This is a genomic window from Massilia sp. Masssp94 (assembly GCF_059491305.1).
Genome location: NZ_CP168501.1, coordinates 621,334 through 639,738, shown reverse-complemented (window position 1 = coordinate 639,738; position 18,405 = coordinate 621,334). Strand labels below are relative to the sequence as shown.

Annotated in this window: 14 protein-coding genes and 1 tRNA gene; 9 read left to right on the top strand and 6 right to left on the bottom strand. The window is 65.8% G+C overall.

Annotation, left to right across the window (positions count from 1 at the left end; translation table 11 throughout):
- The first annotated feature begins 19 nt into the window (after positions 1-19).
- Positions 20-1,429, top strand: a complete 1,410-nt coding sequence (locus ACEN9G_RS02665; protein ID WP_413340736.1) for an aminotransferase-like domain-containing protein — start codon at positions 20-22, stop codon at positions 1,427-1,429.
- Positions 1,430-1,453: 24 nt separating this feature from the next.
- Here ACEN9G_RS02665 and ACEN9G_RS02660 read toward each other — a convergent pair whose 3' ends face one another.
- A complete protein-coding gene (locus ACEN9G_RS02660) occupies positions 1,454-2,596 on the bottom strand; it encodes a GNAT family N-acetyltransferase (RefSeq protein WP_413340737.1) in 1,143 nt (380 codons plus the stop codon).
- A 27-nt stretch (positions 2,597-2,623) separates the two neighbouring features.
- Between ACEN9G_RS02660 and ACEN9G_RS02655 the strand changes: the two genes are divergently transcribed.
- Positions 2,624-4,678 (top strand): NAD(+) synthase, encoded by a 2,055-nt coding sequence (locus ACEN9G_RS02655; RefSeq protein WP_413340739.1) that lies wholly within the window; start codon positions 2,624-2,626, stop codon positions 4,676-4,678.
- 44 nt (positions 4,679-4,722) lie between these two features.
- The gene (locus ACEN9G_RS02650; RefSeq protein ID WP_036236923.1) at positions 4,723-5,061 is read left to right on the top strand and encodes a P-II family nitrogen regulator; all 339 of its coding nucleotides are present in this window, start codon (positions 4,723-4,725) and stop codon (positions 5,059-5,061) included.
- A 135-nt stretch (positions 5,062-5,196) separates the two neighbouring features.
- On the opposite strand, the gene ACEN9G_RS02645 is transcribed toward ACEN9G_RS02650, so the two are convergent.
- From ACEN9G_RS02645 to trxB, 4 genes are all read right to left on the bottom strand, one after another.
- Positions 5,197-5,802: a trimeric intracellular cation channel family protein gene (locus ACEN9G_RS02645; protein ID WP_056127730.1), complete on the bottom strand. Its 606-nt coding sequence runs from the start codon at positions 5,800-5,802 to the stop codon at positions 5,197-5,199.
- Positions 5,803-5,827: 25 nt separating this feature from the next.
- Complete coding sequence (locus ACEN9G_RS02640; protein WP_413340742.1) at positions 5,828-8,026, bottom strand: ATP-binding protein; 2,199 nt, start codon at positions 8,024-8,026, stop codon at positions 5,828-5,830.
- Positions 8,027-8,137: 111 nt separating this feature from the next.
- The gene (locus ACEN9G_RS02635; protein WP_413340744.1) at positions 8,138-8,803 is read right to left on the bottom strand and encodes a Smr/MutS family protein; all 666 of its coding nucleotides are present in this window, start codon (positions 8,801-8,803) and stop codon (positions 8,138-8,140) included.
- Between the two features lie 51 nt (positions 8,804-8,854).
- Entirely contained in the window at positions 8,855-9,808 is a 954-nt protein-coding gene (gene trxB, locus ACEN9G_RS02630) for a thioredoxin-disulfide reductase (RefSeq protein WP_413345516.1), read from the bottom strand.
- Between the two features lie 189 nt (positions 9,809-9,997).
- Here trxB and ACEN9G_RS02625 point away from each other — a divergent pair, with 189 nt between their 5' ends.
- The 3 genes from ACEN9G_RS02625 (at position 9,998) to ACEN9G_RS02615 (ending at position 14,644) form a co-directional block, all read left to right on the top strand.
- Positions 9,998-12,637 (top strand): DNA translocase FtsK, encoded by a 2,640-nt coding sequence (locus ACEN9G_RS02625; RefSeq protein WP_483127656.1) that lies wholly within the window; start codon positions 9,998-10,000, stop codon positions 12,635-12,637.
- Complete coding sequence (gene lolA / locus ACEN9G_RS02620) at positions 12,634-13,260, top strand: outer membrane lipoprotein chaperone LolA (protein ID WP_483127655.1); 627 nt, start codon at positions 12,634-12,636, stop codon at positions 13,258-13,260. The genes ACEN9G_RS02625 and lolA overlap by 4 nt, the downstream gene beginning before the upstream one ends.
- A 76-nt stretch (positions 13,261-13,336) precedes the next feature.
- Positions 13,337-14,644 (top strand): replication-associated recombination protein A, encoded by a 1,308-nt coding sequence (locus ACEN9G_RS02615; RefSeq protein ID WP_413344086.1) that lies wholly within the window; start codon positions 13,337-13,339, stop codon positions 14,642-14,644.
- On the opposite strand, the gene ACEN9G_RS02610 is transcribed toward ACEN9G_RS02615, so the two are convergent.
- Complete coding sequence (locus tag ACEN9G_RS02610; protein ID WP_413344084.1) at positions 14,645-15,178, bottom strand: DUF421 domain-containing protein; 534 nt, start codon at positions 15,176-15,178, stop codon at positions 14,645-14,647.
- A gap of 125 nt (positions 15,179-15,303) precedes the next feature.
- Here ACEN9G_RS02610 and serS point away from each other — a divergent pair, with 125 nt between their 5' ends.
- From serS to ACEN9G_RS02595, 3 genes are all read left to right on the top strand, one after another.
- Positions 15,304-16,599 carry a serine--tRNA ligase gene (gene serS, locus ACEN9G_RS02605; RefSeq protein WP_413344082.1) on the top strand — a complete coding sequence of 432 codons (1,296 nt, stop codon included), beginning with the start codon at positions 15,304-15,306 and terminating at the stop codon, positions 16,597-16,599.
- A gap of 74 nt (positions 16,600-16,673) precedes the next feature.
- Positions 16,674-16,763, top strand: a tRNA-Ser gene (locus ACEN9G_RS02600).
- Positions 16,764-17,072: 309 nt separating this feature from the next.
- Positions 17,073-18,401: a glycoside hydrolase family 5 protein gene (locus ACEN9G_RS02595; RefSeq protein WP_413344402.1), complete on the top strand. Its 1,329-nt coding sequence runs from the start codon at positions 17,073-17,075 to the stop codon at positions 18,399-18,401.
- Positions 18,402-18,405 lie beyond the last annotated feature (4 nt).

Below are 18,405 nucleotides of genomic sequence, written 5' to 3'. Positions count from 1 at the left end.
CTGCGCTATACTCGTCCGCATGAAGCTCTACGAGTCCCTCGCCGCCGAAGTCGAAGGCCAGGTCGCGCGCGGCGTGCTGCTGGAAGGGGAGCGGCTGCCCTCCGTGCGCCAGGCCAGCCAGCGCCGCAAGCTGAGCATCAGCACGGTGCTGCGCGCGTACTCGCTGCTGGAGAGCAGGGGCGTCATCGAGAGCCGGCCGCAATCCGGCTTCTTCGTGCGCGCCCGGCAGCGCGTCACGCCTCGTTCCGCCGAGCCGGCGCCCGCCCTGACGTTGTCGTCGGAAGTGGACGTGAGCCGGCTCGTGCTGTCCACGTTGCGCACGATCCGCACGCAGGGCGCCGCGCCGCTCGGTTCGCCGTACCCGGATCCCGCCGCCTTCCCGGCGGCGCGCATCAGCCGGTACGCCAACGCGATCGCGCGCAGCCGCCCCGTCAGCGTGCTGGACGACCTGCCGCCGGGGAATCCGCAACTGATCCGCCAGATCGCGCGCCGCTACATGGAGCACGGGGTCGCCGTCGATCCGGGCGAGATCATCGTCACCGTCGGCGCCACCGAAGCGATCAACCTGTGCCTGCAGGCCGTCGCCAGGCCGGGCGACACCGTCGCCGTCGAGTCGCCGACGTTCTACGCCATGCTGCATGCGATCGAGCGCATGGGCATGCGCGCGCTCGAGGTGCCGACGGACCGGCGCACCGGTATCGATGTCGACGCGCTACGCACGATCCTGGCCAGCCAGCGCGTGGCCGCGGTGATGGTGATGCCGAACTTCCAGAATCCCCTCGCCTTCATCATGCCGGACGAGCGCAAGCGCGAACTCGTGGCGCTGCTCGCGGAGCACGGCATCCCCGCGATCGAGAACTGCGTCTACGACGAACTGTATTACGGCGACAGCCACCCGTGCCCCCTCAAGACGTGGGACACGCGCGGCCTCGTGCTGCACTGCGCGTCGTTCTCGAAGAGCCTGACGTCGAACTACCGCATCGGCTGGGCGCTCGCGGGACGCTACGCGGCCCAGGTGGAAAAGCTGAAATTCCTGAACACGCTCAGCACGCCGTCGCTGCCGCAACTGGCGATCGCCGACTACCTGCAGCACGACGGCTTCGACCGCCACCTGCGCCAGGTGCGCAAGGGGTATGCGCAGCGCGCGCGCATGATGGCGGCCGCCGTGCTGCGTTTCTTCCCGGCCGGCACCCGCGTCTCCGAACCGCAGGGCGGCTACGTGCTGTGGGTGGAACTGGCGGGCGGCGTCGATGCGATGCGGCTGTATGCCCGCGCCCTTGAGCACGGGATCACGGTCGGCCCCGGCCACATGTTTTCGGCGCGCGGCAGCTGGACGCACTGCATCCGCCTGAACTACAGCTACCCGTGGACGCCGGCGACGGAAGACGCGTTGCGCACGCTGGGCCGTCTCGTCGCGGAGCTCGCATGAACGAGGACGACCTCGTCGCGGCCGTCACGATCCTGTGCGGAATGGGTTCCGGTCGTTGAGTTCATCGATGTAATCGTCGATGCCGCCGGCCTCCCGTTCCAGGAAGCGCGCGACGGCGTCAAGGAACGACGGGTGCGCGAGCCAGTGCGCGGACCACGTCCGCGTCGGCAGGAACCCGCGCGCCATCTTGTGCTCGCCCTGCGCGCCGCCTTCGAACACCTGGATGCCCTGTTCGATGCAGAATTCCAGCGGCTGGTAATAGGCCGTCTCGAAGTGCAGGCAGGGCACGTGTTCCAGCGCCCCCCAGTAGCGGCCGTACAAGGTGGTCTTGTCGTGCACGACGAGCGACGCCGCGATCGGGTGGCCGTCCCGTTCCGCGATCACGAGCAGCAGGTTGTCCGGCATCGTCTTGCCGATGCGGCGGAAGAAGTCCAGGTTCAAATAGGGCTTCGAGAAGTGTTCGGAATAGGTGTTGCGGTAGCAGCGCGCGAAGAACCGCCATTCCTCGTCCGTGATGGCCGGACCGCGCACCCGGCGCAACGTCACGCCCGCCTCGCGCACTTTTCTCCGCTCGGCGCGGATGTTCTTGCGCTTCTTCTGTTCGAGCGTGGCGAGGAACTCGTCGAACGTGGCGTAGCCCGCATTCATCCAGTGGAACTGCACGCCGCTGCGCAGCAGGAAGCCGGCGTCGGCCAGCTGCTTCGCCTGCTCGTCCGGCGGGAACAGCACGTGCGTGGACGACACGTCCGTCGCCTTCTGCGTTTTCACGAGCACGTCGACGAGGGCCGCCCGCGCGGGCGCATCGCGCGCGAGCAGGCGCGGGCCGCTCACGGGCGTGAACGGGATCGCGGACAGCAGCTTCGGGTAATAGTCGAGTCCATGCTCCTGGTAGGCGTTGGCCCAGGCCCAGTCGAACACGTATTCGCCGTACGAATGGCCTTTCACGTACAGGGGCAGGGCGGCCGCCAGCTGCTCATCCGCGTCGTACAGGGCGATGTATTGCGGCTGCCAGCCCGTCTCCGGCGTGGCGCTGCCGGATTCGTGCAGGGCGTGCAGGAAGGCAAAGGACAGGAACGGGTTCGGATCCTGCTGCAGGGCCACGAGGGCATCCCAGTCCGCCTGCCCGATCTCGGACAGAGAAGAAACGATATGCGTGCGATAATTCAAGATGACTTCCGTGAGCTGTTGAGACCTATGGATAAGCGATTCTTCAACCTGTATTCCCATGATTTCGCGCGCGTGGCCGTCGCCAGCCCGCGTTGCAAGGTTGCCGACCCGGCGTTCAATGCGCAGGAAACGATCCGCCTTGCGCGTGAAGCCGCCGAGAATGGCGCCGTGCTGGCCGCGTTCCCCGAACTGGGGCTGTCGGCCTACACGTGCGACGACCTGTTCCACCAGCGCGCGCTGCTCGACGCCGTGCTGGACGCGCTGGCCGAGGTGGTCGCCGCGTCGAGCACTCTGCCGCTGGCCCTCGTCGTCGGCGCGCCGCTGCGCGTCAACCACGTGCTGTTCAACTGTGCCGTGGTCGTCGCGGACGGCCGCATCCTGGGTGTGGTCCCGAAAAGCTACCTGCCCAATTATGGCGAATTTTATGAAAGTCGGCAGTTCAGTCCCGCGGACAACGCGGCCGTCGACCGGATCACCTTGCTGGGCCAGGACGTGCCGTTCGGTCCCGAACAGATCTTCGAGCTCGAGAATCAACCGCTGTTCCGCTTCCATGTCGAGATCTGCGAAGACGTGTGGGTGCCGATCCCGCCGTCCTCGTACGCCGCGCTGGCCGGCGCGACGGTGCTGGTGAACCTGTCCGCGTCGAACGTCGTCGTCGGGAAGAGCGGCTACCGGCACCAGCTCGTGTCGCAGCAGTCGGCGCGCTGCCTGGCCGCGTACCTGTACACATCGGCGGGCCGCGGCGAATCGACGACGGACATGGCGTGGGACGGCCAGTCGCTGATCTACGAAAAGGGCGACAGGCTGGCCGAGTCCGGGCGCTTCCTGGCCGACTCGCACATCATCTTCGGCGACGTCGACCTGGAACGCCTGTCGGTCGACCGCATGCACACGACGACGTTCGCGCAATCGGTGCGCCGCCACGCGCATGAGGTCGAAAAATTCCGCGTACAGAAATTCGCCGTGCCGCTGCCAGTCGACCGGGACCTGCCGCTGGCCCGCCTCGTCGAGCGCTTCCCGTACGTGCCGGCCGACGGCCGCCGCCGCGACGAGCGCTGCACGGAGGTCTACAACATCCAGGTGCAGGCGCTCGTGCAGCGGCTGCAGTCGTCCGGGCACCAGAAAGTCGTCATCGGTATTTCCGGTGGCCTGGATTCGACACACGCGCTGCTCGTCTGCGCCAAGGCGCTGGACAAGCTGGGGCTTCCCCGCACGAACATCCTCGCGTACACGATGCCCGGCTTCGCGACGAGCGAACGCACGCTGCGCCAGGCGCGCGAACTGATGCGCGTCGTGGGCTGCACGGCGCACGAGATCGACATCCGCCCCAGCTGCATCCAGATGCTGAAGGACCTCGGCCACCCGTACGCGGAAGGCGCGGAACAGTACGACGTCACGTTCGAGAACGTGCAGGCGGGCGAGCGCACCAGTCACCTGTTCCGTCTCGCGAACCACCATCATGCGATCGTGATCGGCACGGGCGATTTGTCCGAACTGGCGCTGGGCTGGTGCACGTATGGCGTGGGCGACCACATGTCGCACTACAACGTCAACGCGAGCGTGCCCAAGACGCTCATTTCCCACCTCGTGCGCTGGGTCGCCGATACGAAGCAGATCGGCGACACGGGCTCCGACGTCCTGATCAACGTGCTGGAGACGGAGATCTCGCCGGAGCTGGTCCCGGGTAAGGTGGGGGAGGCGAACAAGCCGGCGCAGGTGACGGAAGACTTCATCGGTCCGTACGAGCTGCAGGATTTCAACCTGTACTACACGCTGCGCTACGGTTTCGGCCCGGCGAAGGTCGCGTTCCTGTCGTGGAGCGCGTGGCAGGATCGCGCGGCCGGTCCGTGGCCGGAAGGCGGCAGCCCGGCGCGCAACCAGTACGACCTCGCGGCGATCAAGAAAAACCTCGGCATCTTCCTGTGGCGCTTCTTCAAGACGAGCCAGTTCAAGCGCTCGTGCGTGCCGAACGGGCCGAAGGTCGGCAACGGCGGCTCGCTGTCCCCGCGCGGCGACTGGCGCGCGCCGAGCGACTCGGAAGCGACCGTGTGGATGGACCAGCTGGCGAGGATTCCGGACTGACCGGGCACCATGCGATAATCCCGGGAAATTTTTAGGAGATAAACATGAAACAGATTACCTGCGTGATCAAGCCGTTCAAACTGGACGAAGTGCGCGAGGCGCTGGCGGAAGTGAACGTCACCGGCCTTACCGTCACGGAAGTGAAGGGCTTCGGCCGCCAGAAGGGCCACACGGAACTGTACCGCGGCGCCGAATACGTGGTCGACTTCCTGCCCAAGGTGAAGATCGAAGTGGTGGTCGACGATGCGCTGACCGAGCAGGTCGTGGACGCGATCATCAAGGCGGCGCGCACCGGCAAGATCGGCGACGGCAAGATCTTCGTGCAGGAAGTGGAGCAGGTGATTCGTATCCGTACGGGCGAGACGGGGCCGGACGCCGTATAACGTCGTCCCCGCGAAGGCGGGGACCCATACTGAGGCTCCGGTAATTGGCACAGTGACGCCGCGTTGACCTGATTCTGAGAGTCAGCATGGATTCCCGCCTTCGCGGGAATGACGGTGTTCATGTGTTACGTGGCCTTACCGCCCCACCCGCACATCGAACCTCCACGCCACCAGCCGGAACACGACGATGAACATCGCGCTGGACCACAGCGCGAAATCGTGCGGGAAGCCGTTCATCCCCAGCAGCAGGAACATCCAGTTGCCGAGGAACGCGCAGATCGCGTAGGGCTTGCCGTCCCTGAACACCATCGGCACTTCGTTGCAGACGATGTCGCGCATCACGCCGCCGAAGATCCCCGTGATCACGCCCATCATCGAGGCGATGAACAGCGGCATGTGCGCGTCCAGCGCGGACGATACGCCCGCCACGGAAAACAGCCCCAGGCCGACCGCGTCGGCGATGACGATCAGCCGTTCCGACACGATCTGGCGCAGGGTGCGGATCAGCGGCGTCGCGACGAGGGCCAGCACGAAGATCAGGATCGCGTATTCCTGGTGGATCACCCAGAACAGCGGCCGTTTATCGAGCAGGATGTCGCGCAGGGTGCCGCCGCCGAATGCGGCGATGAAGGCCACCGTGAACACCCCCACCACGTCCATGCGCTTTCTCCGCGCCTCGATGAATCCCGAGAACGCGCCCACCAGGATCGCAACGATTTCAATGACGGTGATGAGGTGCATGCGGGAGGAGAGGGCCCGGGCCGCGTCAGCTGGCGTTCGGTGCCAGCGGCAGGCGCACGGCGAAGATCACCTTGCCGCCCTCGTGGCGGTAGTCGATCTCGCCCTCGTGCTCGCGCACGATCTGCTGGGCGATGTAGAGGCCGAGGCCCATGCCCGTGCGGTTGCGCGGATTGTTCAGCGAACTGCGCTTGAATGGATTGAACAGCGCGCTTGCCGTCTCTTCCGGAATCGGCGCGCCCGCGTTCGCGATTTCCAGCACGGCGATACCGTCGCGCGGCGCGAGGCGGATCGTAATCGGCTGGTTCGGTTCGCCGTGGTGGCGGGCGTTGGACAGCAGGTTGGAGATCACCTGGCCGAGCCGGCCCCCATCCGCCAGCACGAACGCCGGCCCGACGGTGTGCAAATCGTAGACGATGGTCGGATAGGCGAGGCGCGCTTCCTCGACCATGTCGCAGGCGAGGGCCGCCAGGTCGACGGGCTGGAGGTCGATGCCGAGCGAGAGGCCGCGGTCGATGCGGCTCATGTCCAGCACCTGGCCGATCATGCGCTGCATGCGGTTGCTGGACGACTGGATGCGCTTGCCCAGCGTGCCCTTGTTGCCGACGCCGTCCGTGCGTTCGAGGACCATGCCGGCCATGTTGATCGAGTTGAGCGGGTCGCGCAGGTCGTGGCCCAGCATGGCGAGCAGTTGCGCGCGCGTGGATTCCGTCTGGGCGCGGCGCGCGTTCGACACGCGCGCCAGTTCGCCCAGCATCATGCGCGCATGCGTGAGGATGCCGTCTTCCCACGGGTGGGCGAGGCCGCGCACGGTCTCGTGCCACGCCTCGAACGAACCGCGCGGCGTCAGGCGCTCGCCCAGCGGGCCGGCCTGGGTCTTGTCCGGCTTGCCGCCCCAGGCAACTTCCTCGATCTGTTCGGTGCGCAGCAGCACGCACCAGCCGCCGCTGGGCGGGTCGAATGGCAGGCCCAGCATGCCGACCCATTTGCCGAGCCGGGCCTGGATCGCGTCCGGCCACTCCTTCACGGACGTCCGGATGACGGTGTCGTGCGGCTCGGCCGGCAGCGACGCGACGATGGCGTCCCCCAGCGCCTGGTCGACGCCGCGGCACACGACGTGCCCGTACTGGCAGACGACGAGCGCCTGCGCATGCGTGGATTCGAGCAGGCCGTCGCCATGCTCGACGAGGGCTTCGAGCGGGTCTTCTTCCAGCAGCAGCGATTCGACGAGGCTCGTGCGCACCTTGGCCGCATGCTCGACCAGTTCCGCGTCCTCGCGCGCCTCGATGCCTTGCACGGTCGAGGCGATCACCTGCGCGAGCACGTCGGCCGCCATCCGCACGGAGTAGGGCACGCGCTTCGGCGCCATGTGGTGGCACGCGATCAGGCCCCACAGGCGGCCGTGGATGACGATCGACACACTCATCGACGCGCCCACGCCCATGTTCTGCAGATACTCCACGTGGATCGGCGACACGCTGCGCAGCACGGCGAAGCTCATGTCGAGCGGCGCGCCGCCTTCCGCGCCGAGCAGCGGCACGGCGTGGTAGCCGACGTCGGCGATCATGCGCAGGGTGTTCAGCACGTACAGTCGGCGCGCCTGTGGCGGGATGTCGCCGGCCGGGTAGCGCTGGCCGAGGTAGGGCACGAGGTCGTCGCGGCGTGCCTCGGCCACCACGTCGCCGGAATCGTCGCTGCGAAAAGCGTAGGCCATCACGCGGTCGAAACCCGTGAAGTCGCGGATCTGGCGCACGGCCGCTTCCAGCAGGCCGTCGATGCTGCGCTGGCGGCGCAGGCGGTCGATCGACGAGTGCGCCTTGATCGCGAACTGGGCGACTTCCTCGATGCTGACGTCGCGCGCCTCGAATTCGACGAGCACGCGCCGCATGTGTGCGTGCACGACGCAATCGTATTCGCGCCCGCCGATGGACAGGGCCGCCACCGAGGCCGGTGCTTCGCCGTCCTCGATCGTGGCCAGGCATTCCTGGATGAGTTCAGTCACCGCCCCCGGCAGCCCGAGCGTGCCGAAGGGTTGTCCCAGCGCGGGTTCGTGGTCCATGACGGTGGCGATGTTGGTGCTCCAGCCTTCGACGCGCCCGGCGTCCGACAGGAAGAGGAGGGCGCCGTGCGGCTGGATCGAGCCGGGGAGATGGATCGGTTCGTCCGCACAATTCTGCAGATCGACCCGCTGCGGCACTGCCATCGGTTCGGGCGTACTGGACTCCACTCACTCATCCTTATACTGGCAGGGCCACCGTGGCGCTACGAGTCTGCATCTTACCCGTTTCGTCAGATCGTTGCGGATTCTTGACGATGAAACGTGCTTGAATGGATGTGTTCAGTCGAGCAGTGCGGGGCGCAGGAGGACGATCAATGCGCCATTGCCCCCGTCGGCCCGGTTCGCGACGCAGAACGCGACCACGTCGCCCGTCTGCACGAGCCAGCTGTGGACCATCCCGCGCAGGACCGGTTCGCCGCCGGCCGAACCATAGCCCACGCCGTGGATGATGCGCACGCAGCGGATGCCGCGCCTGGTGGATTTGCGGAGATAGGCGTCGACGTGGCGGCGCGCCAGGTCGCGTGTGAGGCCGTGCAGGTCCAGCTCGTCCTCGACGGGCCAGTGGCGCTTGCGCAGCTTTTTCACCACGTCCGGGCCGACGCCCGGCGCCGACCAGCTGAGGGACGGATCTTCGTCGAGCAGGCCGTCCACGTCGAACTGGTCGGACAGCATCGACTCGCGCAGCACGGCGGCCGTTTCTTCTTCCAGGGTGCGGGGACGCGTGGGCAGGGGCTGGCCGCGCGTTTCGAATTCGTGCATCGGGCGCCACACGTAGCGGTCCGACTCGGGCATCTTGACGACGTCCGTGACGGCCGTGCGGAATTCGACGGCGTGCTCGCGCGCGATGCGCTCGCGCTTTTCCCGCTCGGCCTTTTCGATGGCGCGCAGCCTTTCGTCTTCCTTGAGCTTGTCGCGCAGGGATTTCAGTTCAGCGAAGTCCTTCATCGCCATAAAACCTCATCTAGATTCGCCGGGTTGCCCCCGGCAACCCGGGCGTTACTCCAGGGCTTCAAGGTAACGCTGGGCATCCAGCGCGGCCATGCAGCCCGAACCCGACGACGTGATCGCCTGGCGGTACACGTGGTCCTGCACGTCGCCGGCCGCGAACACGCCCGGGACGTTGGTCGCGGTGGCCATGCCTTCGCTGCCGCCGCGGGTCTTGATATAGCCGTTGTGCATGTCGATCTGGCCTTCGAAGATGCCCGTGTTCGGCTTGTGGCCGATCGCCACGAACAGGCCGTGCACCTTGAGCTCCTTGGTCGAACCGCCGTCCGTCGATTTCAGCTGCAGGCCGGTCACACCGCTCTGGTCGCCCTTGACCTCGTCCAGCGTCTGGTTCAGTTCCAGCACGATCTTGCCTTCTGCGACCTTGGCCATGAGGCGGTCGACCAGGATCGGCTCGGCGCGGAACTTGTCGCGGCGGTGGATCAGCGTGACCTTCGTCGCGATGTTCGACAGGTACAGCGCTTCCTCGACCGCGGTGTTGCCGCCGCCGATCACCGCCACTTCCTGGTTGCGGTAGAAGAAGCCGTCGCACGTGGCGCAGGCGGACACGCCCTTGCCCATGAATTCCTGTTCGCTGGGCAGGCCGAGGTATTGCGCGGAGGCGCCGGTCGCGATGATCAGCGCGTCGCACGTGAACTCGTGCGAGTCGCCCACCAGGCGGATCGGCTTCTCGTTCAGGTAGGTCGTGTGGATATGGTCGAACACGATCTCGGTATTGAAGCGCTCGGCGTGCTGCAGCAGGCGCTGCATCAGTTCCGGACCTTGCACGCCCAGCGGGTCGCCCGGCCAGTTCTCGACGTCGGTCGTCGTCATCAGTTGACCACCCTGCTCGACACCGGTCACCAGCATCGGACTGAGATTGGCGCGCGCGGCGTACACGGCAGCGCTGTAACCGGCTGGGCCGGAACCGAGGATCAGGACTTTGGCATGTTTGCGAGTGGTCATGTGTGAACTTCTTCTATTGGATGATGCCCGGAAAGTGGGGCCGGGCAGTGCGGGAATCAAGAGGCGTCGAACCCGGGATTATAGTCGATGATGCAAACAAGCATGAATCGTGGGGCCAACGCGGCGCTATATCGCTTAGAATGGTCATCTTCGGGGAATTGTTACCCGGCAGTACCGTTTCACACCGCAATGAGCAAGAATAGTCCATCGACAAGCACGACCTATACTCACAAGCCGCGACCGCCCCGCCAGCCGCTGCCGAACCGGCTCGTGCGGCTGTTGTCGGAGGCGCGCTGGCTGGCCACGGCCGTCGCGTTGTTGTATTTCGTCCTCATTTTGCTCAGCTATAACAAGGCCGATCCGGGCTGGTCGCACGAGAACGCGGTCGCCCACGTCGCCAACCTGGGCGGCCGCGCCGGCGCCTGGATGGCCGACTTATTGTTATTCATCTTCGGCTTTTCCGCCTGGTGGCTGTGCGTCTGCTTTACGCGCGCCGTGTGGAAGGGCTATCGGCGGCTGCACACGCGGTTCATCGTCCAGGAAGCGGAGCAGGAGCCCGAGCACCAGGGCGAGACCCTGATCCGCTGGATCGGTTTCGTGCTGATGTTCGCCGGCAGCGTGGGATTGGAATACCTGCGCATGTGGTCGCTGAAAGTCGAGTTGCCGCGCGCGGCCGGCGGCGTGCTCGGCCAACTGATCGGCCATTCCGCCCACACCGCGTTCGGCTTCACGGGCGCGACCTTGCTCCTGCTGCTGCTGTTCGGCCTCGGTTTTTCCTGGTATTTCCAGGTGTCGTGGCTGGCCGTCGCCGAGCGCATCGGCGAATCCGTCGAGACGACGTGGGACTGGTTCCGCCTGCGCTACGAAGACCGCGAAGACCGCCGCTACGGCGAAGTGGCGGCGCACAAGCGCGACGAGGTCGTCGTGCACGAGCGCGCCAAGTACGTGGAAAAACATGCCGGTTCGCCGGTCCGCATCGAGACGCCGCGCGACGACGAGTTCGACGATCCACAGGACGCCGCGCCGCCGGCGCCGGGCTTCCTCGCGAAGATGAAGGCGAAGGTGAAGGCGCGCGGCGACGCGAAGCTGGCACGCGCCCGCGCCGAGCCGCAGATCGACGATGCGGAGGCGCCGCCGGCGGCAGGCGCGTTCGAACCGTCGTTCGACGAGCCGGATGACGCGCCCGTCGCGCCGCGCGCACCCGCGAAGCCGACCGCGCCGCTGCCGCCGGCATCCGCGCCGAATCCGTCGCCGATCAAGATCGAACCGGCGATGACGAGCGTGCCGCGTTCCGAGCGCGCCGAAAAGGAACGCCAGTCGCACCTGTTCGAGGTCCATGGCGACAGCACGCTGCCGCCGCTGGCGCTGCTGGACGAGGCGCCGCCCGTCCAGGAATCCGTCGCCGTCGACACGCTGGAATTCACGAGCCGCCTGATCGAGAAGAAGCTGTCCGACTTCGGCGTCGAGGCGAAGGTCGTGGCCGCGTATCCGGGCCCGGTCGTCACCCGCTACGAAATCGAGCCGGCGACGGGCGTGAAGGGCAGCCAGATCGTCAACCTGGCGCGCGACCTGGCGCGTTCGCTGTCGCTGACGTCGATCCGCGTCGTCGAGACGATCCCCGGCAAGAACTACATGGCGCTCGAGCTGCCGAATCCGAAGCGCCAGATCGTGCGCCTGACGGAAATCCTCGGCTCGAAAGTCTATGGCGACAGCGCATCCAGCCTGACGGTCGCGCTGGGCAAGGACATCGCCGGCAAGCCGGTCGTCGCCGACCTCGCGAAGATGCCGCACCTGCTGGTGGCGGGTACGACCGGTTCCGGTAAATCCGTCGGCATCAACGCGACGATCCTGTCGCTGCTCTATAAAGCCGATCCGGCCGACGTGCGCCTGATCCTGATCGACCCGAAGATGCTGGAGATGTCGGTGTACGAAGGTATTCCGCACCTGCTGGCGCCGGTCGTGACGGACATGCGCCAGGCCGGCCACGCGCTGAACTGGGCCGTGAACGAGATGGAGCGGCGCTATAAACTGATGTCGAAGCTGGGCGTGCGCAACCTGGCCGGCTACAACGGCAAGATCGCGGAAGCGGCCAAGCGCGAGGAACACATCCCGAATCCGTTCTCGCTGACGCCGGACGCACCGGAACCGCTGGATAAACTGCCGACGATCGTCATCATCATCGACGAGCTCGCCGACCTGATGATGGTGGTCGGCAAGAAGGTCGAGGAGCTGATTGCCCGTATCGCCCAGAAGGCGCGCGCGGCCGGCATCCACTTGATTCTCGCGACGCAGCGCCCGTCCGTGGACGTCATCACGGGCCTGATCAAGGCGAACATCCCGACGCGTATCGCGTTCCAGGTGTCGTCCAAGATCGACTCACGCACGATTCTCGACCAGATGGGCGCGGAAACGCTGCTGGGCATGGGCGACATGCTGTACATGCCGCCGGGCACGGGCCTGCCGGTCCGCGTGCACGGCGCGTTCGTGTCGGACGACGAAGTGCATCGAGTTGTAAAACATCTCCAGTCCACGGGCGAACCGAATTACATTGAAGGCATCCTCGAAGGCGGCGTCGCCGAAGACGGCGGCGGCGCCGACGGCGTGCCGGCCGGCGAAGGCGGCGGCGAGTCCGACGCGATGTACGACCAGGCCGTGGCCGTGGTGCTGAAGAACCGCCGGGCGTCGATCTCGCTGGTGCAGCGCCACCTGCGCATCGGCTACAACCGCGCCGCACGCCTGCTCGAGCAGATGGAGCAAAGCGGCATCGTGTCGCCGATGCAGTCGAACGGCAACCGGGACATCCTGGTGCCTGCAACGAACGCGGAATGACCATGGTAAAACAGAAACTGAAACAAACACTGATCGCCACCACCTTCCTGATCGCGGGCGCGGCCCACGCCACCGCCCTCGACCAGTTCAAATCCTTCGTGTCGGGCACCAAATCCGCCCGCGGCGAGTTTACCCAGACGCAGGTCATGAAGACCAAGACCGGCAAGACGTCCAGCGGCACCTTCGTGTTCGCGCGCCCCGGCAAATTCATCTGGACGTACCAGAAGCCGTACGAGCAACTGCTGCAGGCCGACGGCGAGACGCTGTACCTGTACGACAAGGACCTGAACCAGGTCACGACGCGCAAGCTGGGCGGCGCGCTGGGCAGCTCGCCGGCCGCGATCCTGTTCGGCAGCAATGACCTGGACAAGAATTTCACCTTGGCCGAAGCGGGCACGCACGACGGCCTGGAATGGCTGAACGCGACGCCGAAATCGAAGGACACGACGTTCGAACAGATCGGCATCGGCCTCAAGGACGGCTTCCCGCAGGCGATGGAGTTGAAGGACAACTTCGGCCAGACCGTGCTGCTGAAATTCACGAACGTCCAGCGCAACCCGGCGCTCGGCGCGCAGACGTTCAAGTTCGACGTGCCGAAAGGTGCGGAGGTCGTTAATCAGTAGACCCCTTGCAGTAAGCCACTTGCGCTTTCAACGCGCCGGCCATACATAGGCAAGATGAACTATAACAACGCAGCCCATGGATGACCTTTTCAAGACCGAACCCGCCGCCCCGCTGGCGGAAAGCCTGCGCCCGAAGACGATCGCCGAGGTGATCGGCCAAAGCCATTTGCTGGGCGAGGGCAAGCCGCTGAACCTCGTGTTCAAGTCGGGCCGGCCGCATTCGATGATCCTGTGGGGCCCGCCGGGCGTCGGCAAGACCACGCTGGCGCGCCTCACGGCGAACGCGTTCGACTGCGAATTCATCGCGCTGTCCGCGGTGCTGTCGGGCGTGAAGGACATCCGCGCCGCCATCGAACAGGCCGAGCACTACCTGGCGTCCGGCCACCACACGATCCTGTTCATCGACGAGATCCACCGCTTCAACAAGTCGCAGCAGGACGCGCTGCTGCCGTTCGTCGAATCCGGCCTCGTCACGCTGATCGGCGCGACGACGGAAAACCCGTCCTTCGAAGTCAATTCGGCACTGCTGTCGCGCTCGCAGGTCTACGTGCTGAAGGCGCTGAACGACGACGAGATGCGCCAGTTGCTGGAACGCGCGCGCCAGCAGGGCGGCTTGGCGCACCTGCAGTTCGACGACGTCGCCGTGCAAACGCTGATCGGCTACGCGGACGGCGACGCCCGCCGCTTCCTGAACCTGCTGGAGCAGACGAAAACGTCGGCCAACACGGCGCAGACGACCCACATCACGCGCGAATTCGTCGAGAACGCGCTGACCCTGAACGCGCGCCGCTTCGACAAGGGCGGCGACAATTTCTACGACCAGATCTCCGCGCTGCACAAATCCGTGCGCGGCTCGCATCCCGACGCCGCGCTGTACTGGCTGTGCCGGATGCTGGACGGCGGCGCCGATCCGAAATACCTGGGGCGGCGCATCGTCCGCATGGCGTGGGAAGACATCGGCATCGCCGACCCGCGCGCCATCCAGCTCGCGAACGATGCGGTCGAGACCTACGAGCGCCTCGGGTCGCCGGAGGGCGAACTGGCGCTGGGCCAGGCCGTCATCTACCTCGCCATCGCCGCCAAGAGCAATGCCGGCTACAACGCGTTCAATGCCGCGATGGCGTTCGTGCGCAAGGACAAATCGCGCGAAGTGCCCGTCCATTTGCGCAACGCGCCGACCAAGCTCATGAAGGAACTGGGCTATGGCCACGAATACCGCTACGCGCACGACGAGCCGCATGCGTACGCGGCCGGCGAAACCTATTTGCCGGACGGCATGCCGGAGCCGGGCTGGTACCAGCCGGTGCCGCGCGGGATCGAGGCGAAGATCGCGGAAAAGCTGGCGTGGCTGCGCAGCCTGGACGACGACGCCCGCGCGGACTGACTACAACCCGCGGCGCGGCTGGCCGCCCGTGCCGCCATCGTCGCGCGATCCGCGCCGGCGCAGCACCGTCAACTGGCCGTCCGGCTCCAGCCAGGCGCGCCGGACCTGGGCGATGTCCTCCACTTCGTGTTCGTGCAGCATGGCCCGCAATTCCTCGTCGCTGATCAGCTCGCGGCGCAGCGCGGCGTCCTGCTTGACGCCATCCTTGATGATGCAGATCGGCGGCGCCAGCGCGAACCGGCGGAAGCGGGGAAAGCGGTAACTCAGCCAGTTCAGGCCGTAGCTCCAGCCGATGATGGTGCCGATCAGCAGGAAACCGTCGACGATGGAGAGGTAGTCGCCGGCCATGGCATTCTGGGCGGCGTCGGCGATGATCACCAGCACGAGCAGGTCGGACAGGCCCAGCGCCCCGGCGTCGCGCCGCACGACGAAGCGGAACAGGCAGAACAGGAACAGGTACGTCAGCGTGCCGCGCACGAACAGTTCCAGCGGCGGCAAGCTGAACGTAAACAGCGTTTCCCAGTCGACATCCATGGACGGCCTCCTGGCCATTGGACTGTCGTGCATGCCCAAAAGATCGGCGCGCGGATGAGGACATGCGCCGCCTACGACTTGGTACAATTGCGGTTTCGATATCCCACCCTGCGACAATCCCGACAATGATAGACATTCAACTCCTCCGCAAAGACATCGACAACGTCGCCGCACGCCTCGCGAGCCGCAAGTACCAGCTCGACGTCGCCGGCTTCAGCGCCCTCGAAGCCGAGCGCAAGGCGATCCAGACGCGCACCGAGGAATTGCAGGGCAAGCGCAACTCGCTGTCCAAGCAGATCGGCATGCTGAAAGGCAAGGGCGAGGACACGAGCGCCGTGATGGCGGAAGTGGCCGGCATCGGCGACGAGCTGAAGGCCAACGAAACCGCGCTCGCCCAGGTGCAGGACCAGCTGGCGCACTTCATGGCCGCGATCCCGAACCTGCCGCACCCGTCGACGCCGGTGGGCCAGGACGAGTCGGGCAACGTGGAAGTCCGCAAGGTGGGCACGCCGCGCGCCTTCGATTTCGAAGTCAAGGACCACGTCGACGTCGGCAGCCCGCTGGGCCTCGATTTCGACACCGCGACCAAGCTGACGGGCTCGCGCTTCGCCGTGATGAAAGGCGGCATCGCCCGCCTGCACCGCGCGCTGGCGCAATACATGCTGGACACGCACACGGGCCAGCACGGCTACACCGAGTGCTACACCCCGTACATGGTCAACGCGGATTCGCTGCGCGGCACGGGCCAGCTGCCGAAGTTCGAGGAAGACCTGTTCGCGGTGAAAAAGGGCGGCGCGGAAGGCGAGGGCGAGAATTTCTACCTGATTCCGACGTCGGAAGTGTCGCTGACCAACATGGTGCGCGACGAGATCGTCGCGCTTGACACCCTGCCGATCAAGATGACGGCGCACACCCCGTGCTTCCGCTCGGAAGCGGGCAGCTACGGCCGCGACACTCGCGGCATGATCCGCCAGCACCAGTTCGACAAGGTCGAGCTCGTGCAGATCGCGCATCCGGAACAGTCGTACGACGCGCTGGAAGAGATGGTGGGCCAGGCCGAGACGATCCTGAAGAACCTGGGGCTGCCGTACCGCGTGATGCAGCTGTGCACGGGCGACATGGGCTTTTCGGCCGCGAAGACCTATGACCTGGAAGTGTGGCTGCCGGCGCAGAACACGTACCGCGAGATCTCGTCGCTGTCGAACTGCGAAGATTTCCAGGCCCGCCGCATGCAGGCCCGCTTCCGCAACGCCAAGGGCAAGCCGGAACTGCTGCACACGCTGAACGGTTCGGGCCTGGCCGTGGGCCGCACGCTCGTCGCCGTGCTGGAGAATTACCAGCAGGCGGATGGCAGCGTCGTGATCCCGGAGGTGCTGCGCCCGTACATGGGCGGGCTGGAGCGACTGGCACCGGCGGCGTGATCAAATAGCCCTTCCGTTTTCGCTGGAGGCCGTCTATAATGCGGCCTCACGCGAATACAAGCGACCGGTTACCAGGAGAGGTGGCAGAGTGGTCGAATGTACCTGACTCGAAATCAGGCGTACGGGTGACCGTACCGTGGGTTCGAATCCCACCCTCTCCGCCAGAACAAACAAGGCCCCACCGGGGCCTTTTTTGTTTTGGCGGAGAGAGCAGGGCGCCTGCGCGCCCTGCGCGGTGGGATTCGAAGGGCTGGGCCTACGAGCCCAGCCCTCTCCGAATCGCCCATCTGCCGTCCGCAAGGCGGACGGCCCCGCGCGCCGAGGGCGCGCGCTGCAAAGCCCGCATCGCTAACACAGCCTCCAAAAATCCTTCAACAATCTGCATATTGTTAGCAATTTTCCGCCAATAGCTATCCTCAAGGCATAAGATTTTTCTACCCTGCAGGTTTATTAGAAATACCTGGAGGAGATCCATGAAAGCCTTGTCCACGCTGTCCGCCGCATTGCTCGCGGCATTGCTCGCCGGTTGCGGCGGCGGCGGCGGTTCCGCATCGCCGGCAACCGCACCGGTTGCCGTCACGCCCGCACCGGCGCCTGCACCGACGCCAACGCCCACGCCGACACCCACGCCGACACCCACGCCCGCACCGACCGCAGGCACATACCCGAGCTACAACACGAATCCCATCCCGTCCGACATGTCGGGCATGTCGCACGACGCCCAGCAGATCGCGGCATCGATCCGCATCGGTTTCAACATCGGCAACACGATGGAAGCCATCGGCGGCGAAACGGCCTGGGGCAATCCGCTGATCACGAACGAACTCATCCAGACCGTCAAGAAAGCCGGCTTCAACGCCATCCGCCTGCCCGTGGCGTGGGACCAGTACGCGGACCAGAAGACGGGCCAGATCAGCGCCACCTGGCTCGCCCGCGTGAAACAGGTTGTTCAGTATTGTGTCGACAACGATATGTACGTTCTGGTCAACATCCACTGGGACGGCGGCTGGCTGGAAAAGAACATCACACCCGACAAGAAGGATGCCGTGAATGCCAAGCAGAAGGCATACTGGGAGCAGATCGCGACGACCTTGCGCGATTTCGACGACCACGTGATGTTCGCCAGCGCCAACGAACCGGCGACGGGCAACGAGCAGAATACCGACGTGCCGACGCTGAAAACGGCAGTCGCCGTCCTGCAGAGCTATCACCAGACCTTCGTCGACGCCGTGCGCTCCACCGGCGGCCGCAACGCCTACCGCGTGCTGGTCGTGCAGGCCCCGGAGACCAACATCGACCTGCTGGTGAAATACATGCCGACGCTGCCGGCCGACAAGGTCGCCGGCCGGATGATGGCCGAGATCCACTTCTACGCGCCGTTCAATTTCGCGCTGATGAACAAGGATGAATCCTGGGGCAAGCAGGCCTATTACTGGGGCGCGGGCAACCACTCGACGACGGATACCGACCGCAATCCGACGTGGGGCGAGGAAGACTACGTCGATGCCCAATTCGCGAGCCTGAAGACGGCGTTCGTCGACAAGGGCATTCCGGTCCTGCTCGGCGAATTCGCTGCCCAGCGTCGCACGAACCTGACGGGCGACTCGCTGGCGCTGCACCTCAAGTCGCGCAACTACTACCACACCTACGTCGTCAAGAAGGCCCGCGCCAACGGCGTGCTGCCGTTCTTCTGGGACGTCGGGGCACCGGACGACCAGTCGGGCAGCATCTTCGACCGCCGCACGTACCAGGTGCGCGGCCAGGCGACACTGGATGCGCTGATGGCGGGCCTCGCGCCCTGATTGC

Excerpts from the sequence above, each read along its gene's own strand:
- ACEN9G_RS02650 (WP_036236923.1), top strand. The coding sequence starts at position 4,723 with ATGAAACAGATTACCTGCGTGATCAAGCCGTTCAAACTGGACGAAGTG.
- ACEN9G_RS02595 (WP_413344402.1), top strand. The coding sequence starts at position 17,073 with ATGAAAGCCTTGTCCACGCTGTCCGCCGCATTGCTCGCGGCATTGCTC.
- ACEN9G_RS02625 (WP_483127656.1), top strand. The coding sequence starts at position 9,998 with ATGAGCAAGAATAGTCCATCGACAAGCACGACCTATACTCACAAGCCG.
- ACEN9G_RS02665 (WP_413340736.1), top strand. The coding sequence starts at position 20 with ATGAAGCTCTACGAGTCCCTCGCCGCCGAAGTCGAAGGCCAGGTCGCG.
- serS (WP_413344082.1), top strand. The coding sequence starts at position 15,304 with ATGATAGACATTCAACTCCTCCGCAAAGACATCGACAACGTCGCCGCA.
- ACEN9G_RS02615 (WP_413344086.1), top strand. The coding sequence starts at position 13,337 with ATGGATGACCTTTTCAAGACCGAACCCGCCGCCCCGCTGGCGGAAAGC.
- ACEN9G_RS02645 (WP_056127730.1), bottom strand. The coding sequence starts at position 5,802 with ATGCACCTCATCACCGTCATTGAAATCGTTGCGATCCTGGTGGGCGCG.
- lolA (WP_483127655.1), top strand. The coding sequence starts at position 12,634 with ATGACCATGGTAAAACAGAAACTGAAACAAACACTGATCGCCACCACC.
- ACEN9G_RS02610 (WP_413344084.1), bottom strand. The coding sequence starts at position 15,178 with ATGGATGTCGACTGGGAAACGCTGTTTACGTTCAGCTTGCCGCCGCTG.
- ACEN9G_RS02635 (WP_413340744.1), bottom strand. The coding sequence starts at position 8,803 with ATGAAGGACTTCGCTGAACTGAAATCCCTGCGCGACAAGCTCAAGGAA.
- trxB (WP_413345516.1), bottom strand. The coding sequence starts at position 9,808 with ATGACCACTCGCAAACATGCCAAAGTCCTGATCCTCGGTTCCGGCCCA.
- ACEN9G_RS02655 (WP_413340739.1), top strand. The coding sequence starts at position 2,624 with ATGGATAAGCGATTCTTCAACCTGTATTCCCATGATTTCGCGCGCGTG.